Below are 22,339 nucleotides of genomic sequence, written 5' to 3'. Positions count from 1 at the left end.
GCATTTATGCGATTGGTTTAACAAAGTAAGCCGTCAATCTCGCTTTGTTGAGATTGATTATCAGTTAGATTTGCAGGTGTGTCAATAGTCTTTTTGAAAATAGTTCTCATTTATTTTTGGGTGGCTAAATTCGGGAATTGCAGGCATAAAAAAAGCCCAGTTAAGGGCTTTTTGACTTTTCATATCTACCGTCACCGATATGAGCAATGTAGCAAGTAAAATGGGTTTGGCCGCCAACACTGGATAACAAGGGGCGCGTTAAAAAGTGTTATTGGCCAATGCTGTTAACGTGTGTGCATCACGAATTCTGGGTCGAGAAACAAGATTCAGTAGCGTGTCTTGTTGAGATTGATTATTAGTTAGATTTATACGTGTGTCAATAATTATTTGAAAATAATTCTCATTTAGATCTTATCTAATGGAAACATAAAATTTAGGCATAAAAAAAGCCCTATTAAGGGCTTTTTGACTTTTCATATCTACCGTCACCGATATGAGCAATGTAGCAAGTAAAATAAGTTTGGCCGCCAACTCAGCAAAAACAGGGGCGTGTTAATTTGAGTTCTTGGCCTGCAATTTTAGCGTGTATGCATCACGTATTCTGGGTCGAGAAACAAGATTGTGTAGCGTGCTGTCGTCTTGTTGAGATTGATTATCAGTTAGATTTAAAAAAGAGTCAATGTTTATTTGAAAATAATTCTCATTTAGTTTTGTGCGAGATTGAGAATACGCTTCACTTACTGTGTTGTGTACTTTTTCGACTAAATCTCCTAACTTGTAGTTATCTGTAGAATAAAAATAAAAATGAACAGGTGACACTATGTTGAGTTCAATGGGTCTAGCACTTGCCCTTATTACTTTAATTGTATTGACGCTCAGGGGCGTTAACTTATTTATTTCTGCCCCTTTGTGCGCTGTGGTTGTGGCGCTCTCGAGCGGCATACCTTTATTCCAAATAGGTGATCAGGCAAGCTTTGTATCGGGCTACATGAGTGGTTTTGCAGGCTTTGTACAAGCTTGGTTTTTGATGTTCTTGCTGGGCTCTTTGTTTGGTAAATTGATGGAAGACAGTGGCGCGGCAGATGCCGTTGCTCGCTATATTGTTAACAAGCTAGGTATGAAGTATGCGGTGCTGGCCGTTGTACTTGCTTGTGCTTTGCTCACGTATGGTGGAGTGAGTGTTTTCATTGTGGCATTTTCGGTTTACCCCATGGCACTCAGCCTATTTAAAGATGCAAACTTGCCACGTCGCTTTATTCCTGCAGCATTGGCGTTTGGCTCAGTTACTTTTACCATGACATCGGCAGGTTCTCCTGAGATTCAAAATTGGATCCCGATTAAATATCTAGGCACTTCTCCTTACGCAGCGTGGCAAGAGAGTTTGATCATTGCCATATTCATGGCTGGGCTCGGGTATGTATTACTGCAGTATATGATTAAACGTGCCGTGACAAACGGGGAACAGTTTGAAGCGCGAGAGAATGACCCTGAAGCAACACGGTGTAAGTTGCCAAGCCCAATCACTGGCGTGATCCCTTTGTTGGTCGTTCTGGCGCTGTCTTTTACCTTACATGAAACACTACAGCAAAATGCCTTAATTGTGGCTTTACTTGGTGGGGTGATCAGCCTGCTTATTATTAACTTTAAATACTTTATTAATATTGAAGCTGCGGTGAATCAAGCAACAACAGGCGCTTTAGTTGCAATAGGTAATACGGCAGCTGTTGTTGGCTTTGGCGCAGTGGCTAAGCTGACTCCTGCATTTCAAGATGCTGTGGTTATGATGACCCAGATCCCTGGGCATGAACTGATTGGTGCTGCGATTGCGGTGAGTGTGATTGCGGGTTTAACCGGCTCTGCATCTGGTGGGCAGGCCATCGCTTTACCTTTGGTGGCACCGCATTATATGGACTTAGGGGTAGAAGCTGACGAATTACACCGAGTAGTGGCAATAAGCTCAGGTGCCATAGATACCTTGCCACACAATGGCTATGTGGTGACAACCATACGTGCGATTTGTGGAGAAAAGCACCAAGACGCTTACTGGCCTTTAGCTATGCTTACTGTGGTTGTGCCGTTAATTGGCTTGGCGTTGATCTTAGGGTTATTCATTGTTTTTTAACTTTGCTTACAATTTTAGACTGTTAAAAGCGATCTCTTTAGGCGCAAGATAACAGTCACAATCATGTTCAATATAGAAGGATTACATAATGCGATGTCATGAAATTGATTATGAAATAATCGGCGAGTCAATGCAGATGGTCGAAGTCGAATTAGACCCAAATGAGACTGTGATTGCCGAAGCCGGCGCAATGAATTATATGGAAAGCGACATTGAGTTTGAAGCCAAAATGGGAGACGGCTCAGAGCCAGAACAGGGTTTTATGAGTAAGCTATTCAGTGCTGGTAAGCGGATGATCAGTGGTGAATCTCTGTTTATGACGCACTTTACGAATAGTGGACATGGCAAAAAGCGTGTCGCATTTGCAGCGCCTTTCCCAGGTTCCATCATACCTTTAGATATGGCTGAGCTTGGCGGCTCTGTTTATTTGCAAAAAGACTCTTTTCTGTGTGCAGCTTTAGGCACCAAAGTCGACATCGCATTTCAACGTAAACTTGGCGCAGGTTTTTTTGGTGGCGAAGGCTTCATTCTTGAGCATTTACAAGGTGATGGCATGGCATTCGCGCATGCAGGCGGTACGGTCATCAAAAAACAACTTAATAATGACACATTGAAATTAGATACAGGTTGTGTGGTCGGTTTTAGTGAAGGGATTGAGTTTGATATTGAGCGCGTCAGTGGTCTAAAAAGTATGTTCTTTGGTGGTGAAGGGCTATTTTTAGCCACTTTATCGGGCACTGGCACCGTCTGGATCCAGAGTTTACCTTTCTCTAGATTGGCTGACAGAGTGATCCAACATGCACCAAGCCAAGGTGGTAGCCGTCAAGGTGAAGGCTCAGTACTTGGTTCAATTGGCGACATAATTGATGGCGACTAACCTTAGAAACCCTTTTATTTAAGCGCTTTTCGGCCTCATTCGATTTAAATGTATTGAGTGAGGCATAATTCTTTTCAAGAAAAATCAATTTTTAGCAAATTGTCTGCATTTTAGACGATATCTAGGATGATGTTCACCGAAAGAGGTGATATACTCCCGCCGAATAATTTTCTACTTTAAATAGAGTAAAACAATGGCAGATTTATCGAAATACAGAAACATTGGTATTTTCGCGCACGTTGATGCGGGTAAAACTACCACCACTGAGCGTATCCTAAAGCTTACTGGTAAAATTCACAAAACTGGTGAGGTTCACGACGGTGAGTCAACTACTGACTTCATGGAACAGGAAGCTGAGCGTGGTATTACAATCCAATCAGCAGCTGTAACTTGTGAGTGGAAAGGCCACCGTTTAAACGTTATCGATACTCCTGGACACGTTGACTTCACAGTTGAAGTATACCGTTCACTTAAAGTACTTGATGGCGGTATCGGTGTATTCTGTGGTTCTGGTGGTGTTGAGCCACAGTCAGAAACTAACTGGCGTTATGCGAACGAATCAGAAGTTGCACGTTGTATCTTCGTAAACAAACTAGACCGTATGGGTGCTGACTTCTACCGCGTAGTAGGTCAGGTTGAGAAAGTACTTGGTGCTAACCCACTAGTTATGACTCTTCCAATCGGTATCGAAGACCAGTTCACTGGTGTTGTAGATGTACTTACTAAGAAAGCATACATCTGGGACGAGACAGGCCTTCCTGAAAACTACGAAATCACTGATGTTCCAGCTGATATGGTAGACAAAGTTGAAGAATACCATGAGATGCTAGTTGAGTCTGCAGTTGAGCAAGACGACGACCTAATGGAAGCGTACATGGAAGGTGAAGAGCCTTCACTAGAGCAAATCAAAGCTTGTATCCGTAAAGGTACACGTGACCTTGCTTTCTTCCCAACTTTCTGTGGCTCTGCATTCAAAAACAAAGGTATGCAGCTAGTACTAGACGCAGTTGTTGACTACTTACCGTCTCCAACTGAAGTTGATCCACAGCCTCTAACTGACAAAGACACAGGTGAGCCTACTGGTGAAGTAGCAACTGTTTCTGCAGAAGAGCCACTAAAAGCGCTTGCGTTCAAAATCATGGACGACCGTTTCGGTGCACTTACGTTCATCCGTATCTACTCTGGTCGTATGAAGAAAGGTGACACTATCCTTAACTCTGCAACTGGTAAAACAGAGCGTATCGGCCGTATGGTTGAAATGCAAGCAGACGAGCGTAACGAACTGACTGAAGCACAAGCGGGTGACATCATCGCGGTTGTTGGTATGAAGAACGTTCAAACTGGTCACACGCTTTGTGATCCTAAGCACGAATGTACACTTGAAGCGATGATCTTCCCTGATCCGGTAATCTCTATCGCTGTTGCACCTAAAGATAAAGGTGGTAACGAGAAGATGGGTATCGCGATCGGTAAGATGGTTGCAGAAGATCCGTCATTCCAGGTTGAGACTGACGAAGATTCAGGTGAAACTATCCTTAAAGGTATGGGTGAATTACACCTAGACATCAAGGTAGACATCCTTAAGCGTACTTACGGCGTTGAGCTAGTTGTTGGTCAGCCTCAGGTTGCTTACCGTGAAACTATCACGCAAGAAATCGAAGACAGCTACACGCACAAGAAGCAGTCTGGTGGTTCTGGTCAGTTCGGTAAGATCGATTACCGCATCAAGCCAGGCGAGCCTAACTCAGGCTTCACGTTCTCTTCATCAGTTGTTGGTGGTAACGTTCCTAAAGAATTCTGGCCTGCAGTTGAGAAAGGCTTTGCATCAATGATGCAAGAAGGTGTTCTAGCGGGCTTCCCAGTACTAGACGTTGAAGTTGAGCTATTCGACGGTGCTTTCCACGCAGTTGACTCATCAGCAATCGCGTTCGAAATCGCAGCTAAAGGCGCATTCCGTCAGTCTATCCCTAAAGCGGGTGCACAACTTCTTGAGCCTATCATGAAAGTTGACGTATTCACGCCAGATGACAACGTAGGTGACGTAATCGGTGACCTTAACCGTCGTCGTGGTATGATCAAAGACCAAGAAGCTGGCGCAATGGGCGTTCGTATCAAGGGTGAAGTACCTCTATCTGAAATGTTCGGATACATTGGTCACCTACGTACTATCACGTCTGGTCGTGGTCAGTTCTCAATGGAATTCTCTCACTACGCACCATGTCCGCAAAACGTTGCTGACACTGTAATCGCAGCTGAGAAAGAGAAAAAAGCAGCTAAGTAATTAGCCCTTTTTATCTGATTTTAAAAACCGCTTGTTTTACAAGCGGTTTTTTTATGCCCGCAATATCTCATTCTATTTTCGTATAAAACATAGTTGAAAAAGGGACATCGGCTAAGTATTATGCCGATTCTTCAAATAGTGTAACTATTTTAGTACCAGCTTTGTGATACGTATAATGGAGTCGTGTTGTGCACACTGTGGATTTAAATTCGAATAAAATATTGCTTCTAATTAGCTTCTCGTTAGGTCTTTCTTGTTTAGTACTTGTCAATTTTGAGCTAGTGACATTGCAACTACTCAATTGGTTGGGTTTAGTTTTGGTTTCATGTAGTGTCATCGTGGCAACGCTTCAGCAAAAAAATAAGCTGTTTGTGCACATTGATAAAGCGGGTATCAGTTATGGTATTGGTTTTACAGTGAAATATATTCACCAAGAGTCTATTGAATCAATTTCATCTCACACAAGCTTATTTGGGGATGTGTTGAAGGTAAGAACTCGAGATAATCGTGTGGTCCGTTTTTACGCTTGGCAGGTCAGTGAGGCTGAGTTGTCAAAAGCAGAGCGTTTACTGGCTTTATAGTTTTTATAAAAAATGCGCCCTAAGGCGCATTTTTTTATGTTGTTAATACCTACTATTTACGGCGACGACGTAAGAAAGCGAACGGTGTCGCAAGTAAGCTTAACCAGGCTAAGCTACCGCTGTCGTCTTCATCAATATCAACGACATTAACCGTCACTTCGACTGCTTCTGATTGGTTACCAGCAGCATCTTCAGCTTGTACTGTGAATGTGATTGCACTATTCGTTTCAAAATCAAGCTCACCCGCGACCATTAATTTACCTTGTTCGTCGATCTTCACAAGCTCAGTGCCTTCAATCATCAGCTTAGTTACCGCAGTGTTATCACTGAACTCTAACATACCAATCTCTGTATCCATCTCTGCGTTTTCTTCGATTTGGAAAGTTTGATTAGCAGCAATGACTGGGCTGGTATCATCAATATCAAGGATGTTCAGTGTCACCTCAACCTTGTCAGATACATTACCCGCTGAGTCTTCTGCTTGTACTGTGAATGTGATTACGCTATTCGCTTCGTAATCTAGTTCACCTGCAACCATTAACTTACCTTGCTCGTTGATCTTCACAAGCTCAGTACCTTCAATCATGAACTTGGTAACTGGTGATAGATCAGCATCGGCATCAGTAAATTCTAATGTGCCAATTTCCTTATCCATTTCAGCATTTTCTTCGATTTGGAAAGTTTGACCAGTAGTAATGACAGGGCGGGCATCAACCGTCTTGATTTCGATAACAACAGGGTCGTGATCTGATGAGCGGTATGCATGATCAGCATAGTAATTTGCTAGCTGGGTGTCAGACTTATACTCAGTGTTATAGTCAAATACCGCTGGCTCATCAGCATTAATATGCCAATCAGTTGCGTCTGTTACTTTCTTTAGAAGGCTAGCAGATGCTACAGCATGGTCTAGGCTACCTAGGCGGCCAGAGAAAGTATAAGAGTATCCGAAGTTATCGCCGTCAACGTGGTTCATTACATTTGCTAGGCCTTTGTCTGCAAATGCTTTAATTGGATCTTCCATCGCATACGCATTCATGTCACCAACAAGAATGATATCTGCATCATCATTGCCTGTTGGATAAGTCATTAACCAGTCAGCGAACTTATTCGCACCTTCGGTACGGATTGCGTTCCAACAGCCTTGACCATCGGCTAAATCAGCATTGTCGCCTTCGGCACTACGGCAGCCGCCTTTAGATTTTAAGTGTGCTACTGCAACTGTGAACTCTTCATTCGTATCCAGCTTTCTGAAGCTCTGTGCAATTGGTGGGCGGTTGCTATAATCAAATGGTGCTTCAGTCGTAAAGCTTGCCGTACCAGCTTCTTCAACAACGTCTTTACGATAAATGATCGCTGTTGTGATGTCGTCTGTACCAATCTTTTCTGCATTGAAGTTAACGAACGCATAGTCACTGTCTGATTCTGCATTAATTGCTGCGACCAGATCGTCAATTGCACTCAGTTCACCAAAACCATCGTTCTCTACTTCCATTAAACCGATAACATCAGCGTTTAATGCTGTGATAGCAGAAACAAGTTTAGCTTGTTGGCGAATTAATTCATCTTCGTTATCTGCACCTCGAGGGGTAGGGAAGCCAGCGCCTTCACCATCACCATTGAAGTAGTTTAATACGTTGAAGCTGGCAATACGTAGATCACCTTCACCTTTTAACTCAGGTGCTTCAGTACGCTCATTACTGTTTACAAACTCAAGATCAACGGTTGGATGAATACGATACTTGTTGAAGCTGTAGCCGACAACACCGGTTACGCTATTTACAGTGTCGCCTAAACGTAAGCTGTTGTATGCACTTAAACCATTTTGCGGGTATTTAGGATCAAGATTTTGCTTTGTAGAGCCATCATCTAGAAGAATTTCTTTTAACTTATTTTGTGCTTCTACTGCATTAGCTGCATCACCAGGAAGAGCAACTTGCGTACCTTGATAAAGACGCTCTGTACCAAGCGCAACTTCACCATAGCGGCCTAAACCGTATGTGTTATTTACGTACAGCTGTTGGTCAATACTAACTAGCATGCCTTCAAAGGCTTCTAAATCATCTAAAGCGGCTACAGGCAGAGTAAGTGCTGCTGCTGAGATATCAGCTGTACCACAGCTTTCTGCACGAGTGACATTGCCAATCTGCGTCGCACTGTAATACTCTTGCACAGTACCTTCTAAGCGCACAATGTCACCAACTTTTACATCTAACTCTGAGTAGTAAACAAAAATACCTTCAGAGGTCTTTGCGTCTGTATCAACATCTTTTGCTAATGACTGAACAAAGAAGCCTTTTAGTTGGTCGTCAGTTTGTAGGTCAGCTGTTACGACCGCTTCAATAATAACCACTTGGTCTTTAAGTGGGCTTTCGTCAGCATTGCCTTGGATCGCATTAATCGTAGTGTATGCGTCGTTACATACTAGCGGCTTAATTGGCTCAGGTGTATCACCATCGTCACCACCATCTGTAGCACCATGGGCACCTATACCAGAGAAGTCATTTTGGTCGAATTGCTCCCACTGCTCACTTGGGTTGAAAGCAGACGTCGCATCTGTGCGGCCTGAAGTGATGCTTGCTTTACGGCGCAGAGTTTTGTTGGCTGTGGTTACACCGCCCTCATCCCATGCTGAACCAGGGTCAACGCCCAACTGACCAAAGCTATCAACAATTGAACCGTCTTTAGTAAGTACTAATGCATCATCACCGTTGAAAAAAGTAATGGTTGATTCTGTATTGGCTTTTGCTTTTAATTCATCAACTGCTCTGCTATTTACAATAACGTAGGTTGCGTTTGCCGCGAGTGTGCCGGTTAAAGCTAAGGTGTTATTAGGTGAAGCTAGATCACCGTTACCATTTGAGTATAGAGAGATAGTGTAACCGTCAAGAGAGAGTTCAGCACCAGAAGTGTTGTATAACTCTACAGCTTTATTGCTTGAACTGCCTTCTACATATTCAGAGATAATAAGATTTGCTTGCGCAGGAGCTGTTGCGGCAGCCACTAATAGAGCAAGGGGTTTTAAGCTTGTTTTAATCATTTTGTTCCCGTGTATATTTTGATTATTAGCTAAATGGGGACATTAGCCTACGCGGGGTATGTTACATAAAAATGACAAAATGTTAATATTTGAGGTAAATAAAGAGCGAAAACTCTATGCTTTCGCTCTTTATTACATGTGGTTTTTACTGCTCTTTTAACCAGATAGCTGCTTGCTTGGCAAAGTAAGTCAGAATGCCATCAGCGCCGGCACGCTTAAATGCTAGTAACGATTCCATAATACATGGTTTTTCAGCAAGCCAGCCGTTATCAATCGCTGCTTTATGCATGGCGTATTCACCACTTACTTGATAAGCGAAAGTTGGTACACCAAACTCGTCTTTTACGCGACGTACCACATCTAAGTAAGGCATGCCTGGTTTAACCATCACCATGTCGGCACCTTCTTGCAGGTCTAGTGCAACTTCACGAATGGCTTCGTCTGAGTTAGCAGGGTCCATTTGGTAGTTCTTTTTATCAGCGCCTTTTAAGTTGCCTGCAGAACCGACTGCATCACGGAACGGACCATAGTAGCTTGACGCATATTTTGCAGAATACGCCATGATGCGTGTATGGATGTGACCTTCAGCTTCAAGCGCTTCACGAATGGCACCGATGCGGCCATCCATCATATCCGAAGGTGCTACCACGTCGGCACCCGCTTCAGCATGTGATATTGCTTGTTTGACCAAGATCTCAGTGGTGATGTCGTTCATCACATAGCCTGTTTCATCAATGATGCCGTCTTGACCATGCGTCGTGAATGGGTCAAGTGCCACATCGGTGATCACGCCAAGGCTTGGACACTCAGCTTTTAAGGCGCGCACTGTTCGCTGTGCTAATCCTTCAGGGTTGTAGGCTTCTTCTGCATGGAGTGACTTCTTATCAGCAGGTGTTACTGGGAAGATTGCAATTGCAGGTACGCCTAGCTCTACTAACTCTTTTGCTTCTTCTACGAGCAAGTCAATAGATAGCCTTTCAATGCCAGGCATAGATTCAATGGCCTCACGGCGGTTTTTCCCTTCAAGTACAAAAACTGGATAAATCAGGTCATTCACGGTTAATTGATTTTCACTCATCAGGCGACGAGAGAAGTCATCACGACGCATGCGACGCATACGAGTATAAGGAAATAAATCTAATCCTGATTGAGCCATTCTATTCTCCTAAGGCTGATAGATTCTAACTTGGTTGCGGCCTTGCTTTTTAGCTTCATAGAGGGCTTTGTCAGCAAAGTCGGTATAAAGATGTGGTGATTTAGGGTCGATAGCAACCGCACTATAAACCCCAGCGCTGAGCGTCAGATTGACGATTGCTTTATCGAGTTTTAATTGGAATTCGTCAACGGTACTGCGGATCTGCTCGGCAATTTGTTGTGCACCTGCAAGCTCTGTGTTCGGTAGTAACATGACAAATTCTTCGCCGCCATAACGAAAGACTTCATCTGAAGGGCGCTGTAAGTGCGATTTGATGATATCTGCAACGGCGCAAATGGCTTTATCGCCACTTAAGTGGCCATAGGTATCGTTAATATTTTTGAAGTGATCTATGTCTAACATCACGACGCTTAATGTACTTTGTTCACGCCTTGAGCGTCTTACTTCCATTTGTAGGCGTTTATCGAAATAACGACGATTTTTAATTTTAGTGAGTGGATCTTCGATGTTGATTTGTTCAAGCTCACGGTTCTTATCTTCAAGCTCTCGCAAAGTTACCTGTAATTCGAACGTGCGTTCATCAACGAGTGCTTCTAAGTCAGCTTGTGTTTGTTCTTGTAGTTTAAGTTTTTCATTAAGCAGAACATCTTGGGCTTGGCTATGGGCCAATTTAGCTTGTTGGGCTTCGACCTCAAGGTCTCGTTCAGAAATAAACTGTCTTACCAGGGCAAAACTAAGAATTAAGCTCACAATGAAGTAGCAAAAATAGCTGACAGGGGTACTCAATTGCGGCCCTGAAAGAAAGCCTAATTCAAAACTGACTTGATGCACTAATGCAAAAAGCATGAAAGCAAACATGGCAATAAAACAAGGAGCATGCTGTTTGTAAATCACCCATTGGCTAATAAATACCAGCATAAGTGCTGTAATCACAACAAAGCTGAGGGTATAACTTGATGCCAAGGCAACATCAATTGGCAATAGACCCAGAGTAAGTGTGAGTATTGCAATCACAATATATGTATAGCGCTTAGGTAACGAAAGTACTTTTTTGAGCTTTGGTATCTTTATGTAAGGTTTCAATAAAGGAATTAAGGCACTGCTCGACAGTAAGATCAGCAAAGGCTGTGCGTATTGTTGTAGCCACTGCCAATTGCCATACAAATAGCGATAGCTAAAGCCATAGAGGTGAATGTTGAGTAACCAAAGTAAACTCACAAATGCTGTCGCATAAAGAAAGTAAGGCTTTTTGGTAAATGAGAACAGCGCCAAATGCATCAGTGCAAGGGCGATAATAAAGCCGGCAAAAATACCGTAAATCAGATTGAATTTGCTTTTGTATTTTATATATTCAATAGGGTGCCACAGACTCAAAGGTACATTGATGGCACCCGAGTGTTCTATATTGAGATATAAAATAGCATGTTGTTGCGCTAGAAGTTTGATGGGTACTAGCTGTGCCTCATGCTTTATCGGCCTTTTTACAAGCGGCAGTGCATCGCCTAAAGCGAGCGTGATAATTGAGTTGTCTTGCGTGGCAATATAGGCGGTGACTTTATCGAGTAAGATATTATCAACACTTAATAATAAGTCGATATCACTGACAGAGAGATTCTTTAGAGAGATTTTAAGCCATAGTGGCTGAGTGGTTTTACCTAAATTAAGTGGCTCTGTTGCTTCATCTGTCCAGCTAATGTTTTTTTCAATCAGTTGTTTTAGGTTTTTGCTGTCGTCCAACGTATAAGCGTATGGCAATTGTTTTTGATAGCGAAAGTCATTGCCTACCTCTAATGCCGAGCTAAAAAATGAGCTGAAGAATAATAAAAATAACAGCAAGATACGCATATTACTTGTCCCTATCAGACAAAAATAAACGTTGAAAGTTATTGCGTGTGACCTCTGAAATATGCTCGATTGTTTGCCCTCTCAGTTCAGCAGCGACTTTTGCAATTTCTTGCAAAAAAGCAGGTTCGTTTCGACGAGATTTTGGCTTAGGCTTTAAGCTACGAGGTAACAGATAAGGGGCATCGGTCTCGAGTAAGAGCCTGTCATCTGGGATCAAAGGCAGTAGTTTTTGCAATTGTTCGCCACGGCGCTCATCACATAACCAGCCAGTAATTCCAATCATTAAACCGTAGTCTAAATAGTACTCTAGCGCGTTTTGTTCTCCGGTAAAGCAATGCAGCACGCCCTTGACGGAAGTGCGCTCTAACTGTGCACGCATATTATCAAAGGCATCTCTTTCATGAAGGTATACAGGCATATCAAGCTGCTGAGCGAGCAGTAGGTGTTGCTCTAAAACTGCATTTTGGCTATCGCGAGGAGAAAAATCACGATTGAAATCGAGACCACACTCTCCAATTGCAACCACTTCACGATATTCGGCTAAGGCGCGGATCTGCGCCACAAAATCTGTTGGTGCATCTTTCGCATCATGAGGGTGGATCCCTGCTGTGCTCACGAAACCATGCTGTTTGGCAAGCGACAAGCTTTCATGACTAGATTGAAGACAGCAACCAATCAACAGCATATTGTCTATGCCGGCATCACCGGCACGTAAAAGCATCTCTGCCCTGTCTTTATCGAACTGACTGCTGGTTAAATTGATACCCGCATCGATGAAACGATTATGCATTACTGAATACGTTTAACTTGTATGAGACGGTTGGTATTTGCTTTTTTCATTCTAAAAGAATCAAAAACACCACGGATGATAATGACTTCATCTCCCTCTTTGGCCGTAAATCGGTCTGAACCCTTCTGCTTCCATATTTGGTCATTGCTCAAAGTGAAAGTACGTTGTCCTCTCGGGTTCTTTGTTATTTTTATAACCGTAGAGCGGATCTCATCTAGCTTTTTAGCCGCGGCTTGTTTGCTTTTCTCTAGCCCAAATTCATTGGCTTTGCTCTGAGGTTTTTCAGCCATTTTAGGTGTTTTAGCGGGTTTATTCTCTTCGGTTTTCATTACTGATTGAGAAATTTTCTTGCCGGCGATGACTTTGTCATAACACATTAAGCGCTTTAAATCGTTCTCTACTAGGCTGCAAGCCTCTAGGGCTTGCACATTAATCTGAGAGGCATAACCAGACGCAGAGAGTAATAAAATCGTTGTCATTAGTATTTTTTTCATAGCTCTTCTTCCTGTTGTTCAGTTGTTTTTTTTGTATAAAAAGCCGCTAATATAAGACCTAACTCAAATAACAATAGCATAGGTAATGCGAGTAAAGTTTGCGATAGAACATCTGGCGGTGTTAAAAACATCGCAACAACAAAAGCACCGACAGCAATATAAGGACGCTTTTCTCGCAAGCTTTGTGTTGTTGTTGCACCACTCCAGCATAACAACATGATGGCAACAGGGATCTCAAATGCGACACCAAAGGCAAAAAATAATTTTAAGATAAAACTTAAGTAGCTGCTGATATCGGGAGAAAGCGTCATCATCTCAGGGCCGACACTCGTAAAGAAGCCCAGGATGATTGGCATGACAACGAAATAACAAAAAGCAATACCTGAGTAAAACAGCACAATACTCGACACCAAAATGGGGATCAGCATGCGCTTTTCATGTTGGTAAAGACCGGGGGCGATAAAACTCCACACCTGATGCAAAATGAAAGGGATGGCAGCAAACAAGGATATAAACAAGGTTAACTTAAACGGCGCGAAGAAAGGGGCCGTCACATCAGTTGCAATCATGGTGCTGTTTTCAGGCAAGCTCTGTACAAGCGGATCAGCGACAAAAGCATATATGTCGTTAGCAAAGTAAACTAAGGCAATAAATATCAATAAAATACTGAGTAACGCTTTCATTAAGCGATTACGCAACTCAATTAAATGGCCAATAAACCCGCTTTGAAGCGATTCGGACATAGTGGGTGCTCGTTATTTCTGATTATCGTTTTTCTGCTCAACGGGGGTGTGTTGAACGGGTTGTTTATAGCTGTGTTGTACTGACTCAGCGGCCTTTTTAAGCTCTTCAACTGACTCTTTTAGTGCTGGTGCTAAATCTTCCATATTTTGTTGCTCAGCCTTTTTAAGGTTGTTGTGCAACTCATGAATTCGCAGCTCCTCATTGACTTCAGCTTTAACAGAATTAGCCACTGATTTAATGGTTTTAATCCAGCGGCTGACAGTTCTAATTGCGACGGGCAGTCGTTCAGGGCCCAACACAACGAGGCCGACGATTAAGACGACCACTAATTCCCACATACCCATAAGGGTTAAACCTTATCTTTTTGCTTTTCTTCAGCTGCTTGGGTTTGCTGTTGACTGTTGTCTTTGAGTTGCTCAGGTTTGCTGTTTTGGTCTTCATCAGAAACGGCTTTTTTAAAGCCTTTTACTGCATTACCTAAATCGCCACCAATGCCGCGTAGTTTTTTAGTACCAAACAAAAGCACAATGATCGCTAAAACAATCAGAAGTTGCCAAATACTAATTCCACCTACACCCATAATGACTCCGTATGAAAGATTAAATAAAAGTTGATTATACGCTCAGTGAGCAAAATATCACCCTGTTTTACGCCACGCCGCTAGAAATGCGCCGATTGATGCAATTAGGGTAATGGTGCTCAAGGTTGTCTGCGCTGCTAAAAAGCTGAGGCCAGAGACAATTAACAAGCTAGAGGCCAGCATTCCCAATAAAATAGGCTTTTGAGAGCTTACTACAGGCTGCACGGTATGCTGCTTTTTTTGTTTCAGATTTTGATAGATTAAATCTGGTAGTTCAGGCATCTTTTCTGCCCAAAATGGCAAGTTAGCATACATTTGTTTCAATACTGAGACAGGGCCTACTTGTTCTTTGACCCAATTTTCTAAGAAAGGTTTCGCCGTTTGCCAAAGATCGAGCTGTGGATAGAGCTGTCGACCTAACCCTTCAACATACAATAAGGTTTTTTGCAGCAATACCAGTTGTGGTTGTACTTCCATATTAAAGCGACGTGCTGTGTTAAACAGGTTAACTAACACATGGCCAAATGAAATCTCAGCAAGCGGTTTATTGAAAATGGGCTCGCACACTGTACGAATGGCAAACTCAAACTCCTCAACGCAAGTATCGGCGGGCACCCAGCCCGAATCAACATGCAATTGCGCGACTTGGCGATAATCGCGGTTAAAGAAGGCAATAAAGTTTTCTGCTAAATAGCGTTTATCTTCTTTATTTAGGGTGCCGACGATGCCGCAGTCGATACCAATATATTTCGGATTATCAGGGTGTTCACGAGAGACAAAGATATTGCCAGGGTGCATATCGGCATGGAAAAAACTGTCTCTGAATACTTGGGTGAAAAAGACTTCAACACCACGCTCAGCAAGTAATTTTAAATTGGTATTTTGAGCTTCAAGGGCATCAATATCTGATACAGGAATACCATATATACGTTCCATCACCAACACATTCTTGCGTGAGTAATCGCTGAATACCTCAGGAATATATAGTGCGTCAGAGTCTAAAAAGTTGCGTCTTAGTTGCAGGGCATTTGCCCCTTCACGTTGCAGGTCGAGTTCATCTAATAAAGTTTTCTTGTATTCTTTTACTACTTCTACGGGACGAAGACGGCGTGATTCACCAATAAACTTGACGATGACTTTGGCAACTTGCCCCATTAAAGATAAGTCGGCATGAATTTGTTTTTCGATATCAGGGCGAATGACTTTAATGACGACGTCCTGAGTACCGGACTCAAGTTCTAGGGTTGCGGTGTGTACTTGGGCAATAGACGCAGACGCCAACGGGGTTTGCTCAAAGTTAGCAAAAAGCGCATCGATGCTATTAATTTCTAGCGCTTGTTCGATGAGTTCTTGTGCCTTGTGGCCTTCAAACGGCTCTACTTTGTCTTGCAGTAGGGCAAGCTCGCGAGCGATATCATCAGGCAGTAAGTCACGGCGAGTAGACAGCATTTGTCCAAACTTGATCCAAACTGGGCCAAGAGATTGCAGGGCTAAGCGAAGGCGATACCCCAGAGGTTTATCTTTATGCTGATTTTGCAGCCAAAATAAGCTATTTCTGGCGGCTTTTGCAAACCAAGGGAATTTGTCTTTCGGTATGAGGTCGTCAAGGCCGTATTGCAGTAGGGTTTTTGTAATATGATACAAACGCGATGCAGACAAAATAGCTCCCTCAGCGATTTAAAAGTTGTTCAATACGTTGTTCGAGTTGCGCAGTGTGTTGTTTAATGGCGCGTGTATGCTGTTTAAACTGTTGCAATTCTAATGGATGAATCGCAACTTTCAGCTCATCTTGCATAAGTTGTGTGAAAGTGCCCGCAAAGGTTGTGGCAGTGTGACTTAAACACGCTTTGGTTTGTTGGCCTTTTTCAAAGATGAGTTGCGCTGGTGCATCACCGATATAAGCAGATAGATGCTCAGCCCAATCAATGTCTAACTTGGCAAAAGCGCCACTATAGGCCTGTGCTAGGTGCAAGTCACCTTCTAAGTCAAGTTTGTCCTGACGAATTAGCTGTGTCATGACACTGGGATCTTTGAGTTCTGGCAGGGTCTCTAAATGTGCGCTGATCTTACACTCTGCTTGCTCTTGGTAGTTGTTGAACAGCATAAACTGTCTGCCAGTGAAAGTGAGTGCATAAGTTGTATGCCAGTCCCGAATTTCAACGGCCAAGGTTTTATGCTTAACCTGATCAAGTGCTAGCTTTAAGCTAGGCTCTTTGTCTAACAGCAGATTAAGCGCATTCTCAATGGCTGCGCAGGCAAGCGTCGTCAACATAGTTGATTTGATCCTAGTACTTGAAGCCTCGGTGCAACGCAACGATGCCACCTGTCATATTTTGGTATGTTGCTTGTTCGAAGCCTGCGTTTTCCATCATACCTTTCAGTGTCTCTTGGTCAGGGTGCATACGAATAGACTCTGCAAGGTAGCGATAAGATTCGCTGTCATTGGCAACCAATTTGCCCATGTTTGGCAAAATATTGAAAGAATAGAAATCATATAGCTTTGAAAGCGCTTCATTATCTGTTTTAGAAAATTCTAATACCAGTAAACGACCACCTGGCTTAAGAATACGGTACATAGAGCGAAGAGCAGCATCTTTATCTGTAACGTTACGTAAACCAAATGCAATAGTGATCACATCAACACTGTTATCTGGGAATGGCAGCGCCTCGGCATTCATTTGCACATATTCAATGTTGCTCACTAAGCCTAAATCACGCAGTTTGTCACGGCCCACTTTTAGCATAGAGTCGTTAATGTCGCCTAAGATAACTTGACCAGTGTCACCAACCAACTGGCTGAACTTTGCAGTTAAGTCACCAGTACCACCTGCTAGGTCTAAAACGCGATGGCCTTTACGTACACCTGCGCAAGCAATGGCTTGGCGTTTCCAAAGGCGGTGAATACCAAACGACATAAGATCGTTCATGATGTCATATTTGGCCGCAACGGAATGGAATACATCGGCAACCATAGAGGCTTTTACTTCGCGATCAACGGTTTTGTAACCAAAGTCAGTGGTATTGTGCTGCGACTCTTTCATCTTTGCTTCTCTAATTGTTTGGCATTGAATTTTCAAGCTATAGTGTACTTGATTGCGGCTAAGAGGTGCAATTTATAACAGATGAATTTGCGTTTGTTTGCGAAAATTTAGACTTTGTTTGTTAAAGGGCAATAAAGGCGGATTGCTGTAGAGAATGTGCTTTATGTGCTGCATGTGTTGCTTTACGTGCTAGCGCGTTAAAATTCTCTTCGTCATTGCGTTTAGCAATACCAAAAGATAAGTCGACCTTGGGTAGGTTTTTGTCACTTTTTGAGCTGACAAATTTAAGCTTTTCTACACCAACGCGGATCTTTTCTGCGATGATATTAGCGGTTTCCGGTTCAATATCAGACATCAATACGACAAACTCATCTTTCGCAGTGCGACCAGGTAAGCCACTTTCAAACACATACTTTTGGATCTTTTTCGCTACACGATTAAGTACGACTTCACTAACTAGGTCACCAAAGTCTTCAGAAAACTCATGCAGGTTATTGATCTGAATGGAGATAGCACACAGAGGTTTATCTTGTGTGATCCACAGTTGTGCTTGTTGATTTAAGTAATGACGTTTATACAAACCTGTTTGCACATCAATCAGCTGCTCTTTACGCAGCTTCGTAAGTTGTTGCCTCGCCTCGCGGTGCATTAAGCGGGTTTTCTGAAGTGTTTCTTTGAACTTTTTATGCTGCTGAAGAATAACATCAGTATGTTTGGCCAACTGACTCAGTGCATGTTTGGTCTTTGCGATATTGTGTTCATCTAAGCTGTTGACGCAAACGCTTACTTGCTCTGCAAAATTGGTAATACTACGCTGAGATTGTTGTGCTGAATTAGCAAGGCTAGTTACCACACCATCGACGTTTCTCAGCATTGTTGCTTCCATGTCATGGTTGCGGTTCAGGTGTTCAAAGTACAGCTGCTCGATAAAGATGCTGTCAATGTTGTGACCTTGCCTGATGGCATAGTCTAAGGTTTGGTTGAGTTCGTTATGAGACTTGCTAATGTATGTGTAAGCGACTTGGTAATTGAGCGGAGTTGGAGGTAAATGATGCTGCTCTAAGAACACGCAGACCTTAGTCATTTTCTCTTGAGCTACTACCATTGGATCATGAAACATGATGTTACTACCGCATACTAAATCAAACAAAATATTAGCAACCTCCCTATGAAACTCTGTGATCCATCACAACCGTCCCAGACTACTTTTTTTCTGGTTTTTTGCAAAGGAAAAAATGCGTCAAAGCAGTAAATATAAAGATAAGAGGGATTTTTTGATTGAAATGCGAGCAAAAAGTATGAGTTTCAAACTTGAGAACAAAGTGAGGACCGAACTTGCTGTTTGTTTAAGCTGGTCGCAATTTATTGCATCCGTGCTTTTAGAGTCGATAAGGTAGTGATAAATCAGTTACAGGATAAAAAAAGTGAAAAATGTTCGACCAACTCGCTTGTTAAGTGCCTGTGTCCTTTCGGTCACTTTAGCGCTATCGGGCTGTCAACTTACTAGTCAGTCTTTAGACACTGAGTTCACACAATTAACTCAGCAAATAGAAACATATCGCGGCGAAATTAGCCCTTATTCTCGCAAAGATTTAAATGCAGAGTATTTATTGCCAAACTTATCAGCGGCGGCGTTGGCAGAGCAAAATAGACAACGAGTCAACTTTTTAGCGCAGTTAGACCGCATTGATGTGTCGCGATTAAGCGGTGAAAACCAAATCAACCACACCATTATTCGTGCGCAGGTGCAGAATAAGGTTGACGAATACCAGTTTAACGCACATTACATGCCGTTGACCTCTGAATATGGTTTTCATTCAAGTTTATCATTTATGGTTCGAGGGCATGACTTCAGTAAAAAAGCAGGCTTTGAGTTATATCTAAAACGTCTTTCACAAGTCCCTCGATTTTTTCAGCAAAATATTGCGTGGATGAAAGAAGGTATGAAAGTGGGTTTAACTCAGCCACAGGCCGTGCTTGTTGGCTACGAAGAATCTATTTCTGCCTATATCCCTAAAAACATTGAAGACTCTGAGTTTTTTGCGCCGTTTAAGGCAAATACCGCCAAATTAAGTGACAATGAATGGCAGGCTTTACAGGCGCAGGCGAAGCAAGTGTTGTCAGAGTCGGTTATTCCTGCGTATCAGGACTACTTCACATTCTTCACAACAGAATATCGTCCAGCAGCGCGTGAAGAGATTGGTATTAGCAGTACACCTAATGGCAAAGCCTTCTATGCTAATCGCGCTAAGCATTACACCACTACGGATATGACCCCTGAAGCAATCCATGAGCTAGGTTTACAAGAGGTTGCCAGAATTCGTGCGGAAATGGAGCAAATTATCGAGCAAGTTGGCTTTGAAGGTAGCTTTGCTGAGTTTGTGCACTTCTTACGTACCGACCCGCAATTTTACGCTACAACGCCAGAACAGCTGTTAAAAGAAGCCTCTTTCATTGCTAAAAAAATGGATGCACAACTGCCTAAGCTGTTCCATACATTACCTCGTCGTCCATACGGTGTTGCCCCAGTACCAGCAAGCATTGCGCCTAAATACACAACAGGCCGTTATTCAGGTGCACGCAAAGACGATGAAGCAGGCTTTTATTGGGTAAATACCTATGCGCTTGATAAGCGCCCACTGTATGTTTTAGAAGCGTTAACGCTGCATGAAGCAGTACCAGGCCATCACTTACAAATCGCTTTAAACGCAGAGCTAGATTATTTACCAAGTTACCGCCGTAATGCTTATATCTCAGCATTTGGTGAAGGTTGGGGCCTATATTCAGAGTATTTAGGGCTAGAAGCGGGCTTCTACCAAGACCCATACAGCAACTTTGGCCGTTTAACTTACGAAATGTGGCGCGCAGCGCGCTTAGTGGTTGATACCGGTATGCATATGTTTGGTTGGAGCCGAGATAGAGCAATGAAGTTTATGCAAGATAATACGGCTTTATCGTTACATAACGTAAAAACCGAAACCGATCGCTACATTTCATGGCCAGGACAAGCATTATCGTACAAAATTGGTGAGTTGACGATTAAGCGTTTGCGCAAAGAAGCAGAAACACGTTTAGGTGATAAGTTTGATATTCGTGAATTCCACCACCAGATCTTACGCCACGGTTCAGTGCCACTGTTTGTGTTAGAAGAGCAAGTGGATCAATATATAAACGATACATTAGCTCAATCTTAGTTATCCACCTGCATATGAAGGCCCTATATTTCTACTAGGGCCTTTTTAATGATGACTTTGTTTTCACTCAGCATAGAGTACTTACCTTAATGACTAGTCAGTCCAAAACCTAGTAACTGACAAAGCAATTTAATCTCTTCTAACACCACTAAATTTTAGTTTTTAATCCCTCAAAATGATTGAGCGTTAGTATTAAACATGAGTGCTTTTCAGGCTTAGCCTAAATGAAGTTTGCTGATGATTAAGAATAAGTGGTGCTTCACTTCGAAAAAATGAAATTAATAATGACATGTTTGTTTACAATTTAAAGACAAAAACTTTAGTGTTAGACTGATATTTTTAAAAGGAATGAATACTAAATGAAAAAAGTAATTTATGGGGCATTGATATTATTATTGCTTTTTGGGCAGACAGTCGCTGCAAAGCAAATACCAATAGAGGCGTTTAGTGCTGGCTCAAAGTACTCCCAAGTTAAACTCTCTCCTACAGGGGAATATTTAAGCTTTACTTCTGAAGTAGAAGGCCGAGATAGCCTTGTGGTTTTAGAGTTGGCAACTAATAAAATCATTAACGTTGTTAGGTTTAGTGGCAACTCTGAAGTCGGCTACTATGAATGGGTTAATGAGGAGCGATTAGCACTCCAGAAATTATACTTAAAAGGTTGGACTGATCACCCCTTATATTACGGCGAGATTTTTGGCATTGATGCTGATGGCTCGGGTGGAAAATACTTGGTTGGCTATCAAGGTGAGATTCAAACAGGCTCTCGTTTGAAGAAAGCGACGCCTTTATATGGCACTTCATATATTTTGGATCCATTAGTCAATGACGAAAAATATATGCTTGTTTACACTATTCCATGGAATGCAAGTAAAGAACCAACAACTATCGTATACCGAGTGAACGTAAAAACGGGTGTGCGAAAAAGAATTACACGCTCTCCTTCAAGAATGGCAGCCTTCTTAACTGACAATCAAGGACATGTGAGAGTGTCGTTGTCGACAGATGATTATATAAACCAAACTATCCACATTAGAGATAACAATAAAGATGACTGGAGAGAGTTTAAGCTCAATGCAAATCTTACAGATATTAGTCTGCATGCATTTGATGGTAGTGGTAAAAAGATCTACATCACAGCGTCTGAATCTGGAGAAGCAGAAGGAGTTTTTGAATTAAACCTAGGGTCTGGCAAGGTCAAAAAATTACTTCAAGACCAAGAAGTTTCACCTAAAAAGTTATGGGTTGATAATGTTAATCATGAGCTATTTGCTGTAGAGCTAGAGCCAGGATACCCAACTTATGCCTTTGTTGATAACACGGCAAAAATGACTCAACGTTTAAAAGACTTAATACAGTCTTTGCCTGGTGAACAAATTCACCTGGTGAGTACAACGGTTGATGCGAATAAGTCTATTGTTCTTGCTCGCAGTGATATTAATCCGGGTACTTACTACTTGTATCATGCGGATAAAAATCAGTTACAGTTTTTATTTAATACAAAGGAAGGTATTGACCATCGTTTGATGGCAGAAACTAAGCCTGTTTCATTTAAAGCGAGAGACGGCCTTGAAATTCATGGTTATCTTACTTTGCC

The 22,339-nt window shown here is 42.4% G+C and carries 17 protein-coding genes and 1 pseudogene; 6 read left to right on the top strand and 12 right to left on the bottom strand.

Features of this window, described 5'->3' with window-relative positions:
- Positions 1-820: 820 nt before the first annotated feature.
- The 4 genes from AC1HJP_RS17550 (at position 821) to AC1HJP_RS17535 (ending at position 5,861) form a co-directional block, all read left to right on the top strand.
- Positions 821-2,122 carry a GntP family permease gene (locus tag AC1HJP_RS17550; protein ID WP_480362871.1) on the top strand — a complete coding sequence of 434 codons (1,302 nt, stop codon included), beginning with the start codon at positions 821-823 and terminating at the stop codon, positions 2,120-2,122.
- A gap of 88 nt (positions 2,123-2,210) precedes the next feature.
- A complete protein-coding gene (locus AC1HJP_RS17545) occupies positions 2,211-2,999 on the top strand; it encodes a TIGR00266 family protein (RefSeq protein WP_480362870.1) in 789 nt (262 codons plus the stop codon).
- A 193-nt stretch (positions 3,000-3,192) separates the two neighbouring features.
- A complete protein-coding gene (gene fusA / locus AC1HJP_RS17540) occupies positions 3,193-5,280 on the top strand; it encodes an elongation factor G (RefSeq protein WP_480362869.1) in 2,088 nt (695 codons plus the stop codon).
- A 188-nt stretch (positions 5,281-5,468) separates the two neighbouring features.
- A complete protein-coding gene (locus tag AC1HJP_RS17535) occupies positions 5,469-5,861 on the top strand; it encodes a hypothetical protein (RefSeq protein WP_480362868.1) in 393 nt (130 codons plus the stop codon).
- A gap of 52 nt (positions 5,862-5,913) precedes the next feature.
- Here AC1HJP_RS17535 and AC1HJP_RS17530 read toward each other — a convergent pair whose 3' ends face one another.
- The 12 genes from AC1HJP_RS17530 to AC1HJP_RS17475 all read right to left on the bottom strand — a co-directional run bounded on the left by AC1HJP_RS17530 (position 5,914) and on the right by AC1HJP_RS17475 (position 18,653).
- Positions 5,914-8,898, bottom strand: coding sequence for an ExeM/NucH family extracellular endonuclease (locus AC1HJP_RS17530; protein ID WP_480362867.1), 2,985 nt, complete (start codon positions 8,896-8,898; stop codon positions 5,914-5,916).
- A 145-nt stretch (positions 8,899-9,043) separates the two neighbouring features.
- Positions 9,044-10,054: a porphobilinogen synthase gene (hemB, locus tag AC1HJP_RS17525; RefSeq protein WP_480362866.1), complete on the bottom strand. Its 1,011-nt coding sequence runs from the start codon at positions 10,052-10,054 to the stop codon at positions 9,044-9,046.
- A gap of 9 nt (positions 10,055-10,063) precedes the next feature.
- Positions 10,064-11,899 (bottom strand): sensor domain-containing diguanylate cyclase, encoded by a 1,836-nt coding sequence (locus AC1HJP_RS17520; protein ID WP_480362865.1) that lies wholly within the window; start codon positions 11,897-11,899, stop codon positions 10,064-10,066.
- Between the two features lies 1 nt (position 11,900).
- Entirely contained in the window at positions 11,901-12,689 is a 789-nt protein-coding gene (locus AC1HJP_RS17515; RefSeq protein ID WP_480362864.1) for a TatD family hydrolase, read from the bottom strand.
- Positions 12,689-13,183, bottom strand: coding sequence for a hypothetical protein (locus tag AC1HJP_RS17510; RefSeq protein ID WP_480362863.1), 495 nt, complete (start codon positions 13,181-13,183; stop codon positions 12,689-12,691). Before AC1HJP_RS17510 ends, AC1HJP_RS17515 begins: the two co-directional genes overlap by 1 nt.
- The gene (gene tatC, locus AC1HJP_RS17505; protein WP_138477699.1) at positions 13,180-13,926 is read right to left on the bottom strand and encodes a twin-arginine translocase subunit TatC; all 747 of its coding nucleotides are present in this window, start codon (positions 13,924-13,926) and stop codon (positions 13,180-13,182) included. Before tatC ends, AC1HJP_RS17510 begins: the two co-directional genes overlap by 4 nt.
- Positions 13,927-13,938: 12 nt before the next feature.
- Positions 13,939-14,271 (bottom strand): Sec-independent protein translocase protein TatB, encoded by a 333-nt coding sequence (tatB, locus tag AC1HJP_RS17500; protein ID WP_349284853.1) that lies wholly within the window; start codon positions 14,269-14,271, stop codon positions 13,939-13,941.
- A 5-nt stretch (positions 14,272-14,276) separates the two neighbouring features.
- A complete protein-coding gene (tatA, locus tag AC1HJP_RS17495; RefSeq protein WP_138477702.1) occupies positions 14,277-14,507 on the bottom strand; it encodes a Sec-independent protein translocase subunit TatA in 231 nt (76 codons plus the stop codon).
- A gap of 57 nt (positions 14,508-14,564) precedes the next feature.
- Entirely contained in the window at positions 14,565-16,166 is a 1,602-nt protein-coding gene (gene ubiB, locus AC1HJP_RS17490; protein ID WP_480362862.1) for a ubiquinone biosynthesis regulatory protein kinase UbiB, read from the bottom strand.
- Between the two features lie 10 nt (positions 16,167-16,176).
- On the bottom strand, positions 16,177-16,779 hold the full coding sequence (locus AC1HJP_RS17485) for a ubiquinone biosynthesis accessory factor UbiJ (RefSeq protein WP_480362861.1): 603 nt from the start codon (positions 16,777-16,779) through the stop codon (positions 16,177-16,179).
- A 13-nt stretch (positions 16,780-16,792) separates the two neighbouring features.
- On the bottom strand, positions 16,793-17,548 hold the full coding sequence (ubiE, locus tag AC1HJP_RS17480; RefSeq protein ID WP_480362860.1) for a bifunctional demethylmenaquinone methyltransferase/2-methoxy-6-polyprenyl-1,4-benzoquinol methylase UbiE: 756 nt from the start codon (positions 17,546-17,548) through the stop codon (positions 16,793-16,795).
- 121 nt (positions 17,549-17,669) lie between these two features.
- A complete protein-coding gene (locus tag AC1HJP_RS17475; protein ID WP_480362933.1) occupies positions 17,670-18,653 on the bottom strand; it encodes a GGDEF domain-containing protein in 984 nt (327 codons plus the stop codon).
- A 319-nt stretch (positions 18,654-18,972) separates the two neighbouring features.
- Between AC1HJP_RS17475 and AC1HJP_RS17470 the strand changes: the two genes are divergently transcribed.
- Together AC1HJP_RS17470 and AC1HJP_RS17465 are read left to right on the top strand one after the other, a co-directional pair.
- Positions 18,973-20,742 (top strand): DUF885 domain-containing protein, encoded by a 1,770-nt coding sequence (locus AC1HJP_RS17470; RefSeq protein ID WP_480362859.1) that lies wholly within the window; start codon positions 18,973-18,975, stop codon positions 20,740-20,742.
- A gap of 359 nt (positions 20,743-21,101) precedes the next feature.
- Positions 21,102-22,339: pseudogene (locus AC1HJP_RS17465) on the top strand (S9 family peptidase); the annotation flags it as partial.

This window comes from Pseudoalteromonas sp. NFXS53, from assembly GCF_056629255.1.
The sequence above is the reverse complement of the archived record's forward strand: the minus strand, read 5'-3'. Positions and strand labels throughout refer to the sequence as shown.

What these genes read in the sequence shown, in the direction of transcription:
- tatC (WP_138477699.1), bottom strand. Translation starts at nt 13,926, where the DNA reads ATGTCCGAATCGCTTCAAAGCGGGTTTATTGGCCATTTAATTGAGTTG.
- ubiE (WP_480362860.1), bottom strand. Translation starts at nt 17,548, where the DNA reads ATGAAAGAGTCGCAGCACAATACCACTGACTTTGGTTACAAAACCGTT.
- hemB (WP_480362866.1), bottom strand. Translation starts at nt 10,054, where the DNA reads ATGGCTCAATCAGGATTAGATTTATTTCCTTATACTCGTATGCGTCGC.
- AC1HJP_RS17515 (WP_480362864.1), bottom strand. Translation starts at nt 12,689, where the DNA reads ATGCATAATCGTTTCATCGATGCGGGTATCAATTTAACCAGCAGTCAG.
- AC1HJP_RS17545 (WP_480362870.1), top strand. Translation starts at nt 2,211, where the DNA reads ATGCGATGTCATGAAATTGATTATGAAATAATCGGCGAGTCAATGCAG.
- AC1HJP_RS17475 (WP_480362933.1), bottom strand. Translation starts at nt 18,653, where the DNA reads ATGGTAGTAGCTCAAGAGAAAATGACTAAGGTCTGCGTGTTCTTAGAG.
- fusA (WP_480362869.1), top strand. Translation starts at nt 3,193, where the DNA reads ATGGCAGATTTATCGAAATACAGAAACATTGGTATTTTCGCGCACGTT.
- tatB (WP_349284853.1), bottom strand. Translation starts at nt 14,271, where the DNA reads ATGGGTATGTGGGAATTAGTGGTCGTCTTAATCGTCGGCCTCGTTGTG.
- AC1HJP_RS17550 (WP_480362871.1), top strand. Translation starts at nt 821, where the DNA reads ATGTTGAGTTCAATGGGTCTAGCACTTGCCCTTATTACTTTAATTGTA.
- tatA (WP_138477702.1), bottom strand. Translation starts at nt 14,507, where the DNA reads ATGGGTGTAGGTGGAATTAGTATTTGGCAACTTCTGATTGTTTTAGCG.
- AC1HJP_RS17510 (WP_480362863.1), bottom strand. Translation starts at nt 13,183, where the DNA reads ATGAAAAAAATACTAATGACAACGATTTTATTACTCTCTGCGTCTGGT.
- AC1HJP_RS17485 (WP_480362861.1), bottom strand. Translation starts at nt 16,779, where the DNA reads ATGTTGACGACGCTTGCCTGCGCAGCCATTGAGAATGCGCTTAATCTG.
- AC1HJP_RS17520 (WP_480362865.1), bottom strand. Translation starts at nt 11,899, where the DNA reads ATGCGTATCTTGCTGTTATTTTTATTATTCTTCAGCTCATTTTTTAGC.
- AC1HJP_RS17530 (WP_480362867.1), bottom strand. Translation starts at nt 8,898, where the DNA reads ATGATTAAAACAAGCTTAAAACCCCTTGCTCTATTAGTGGCTGCCGCA.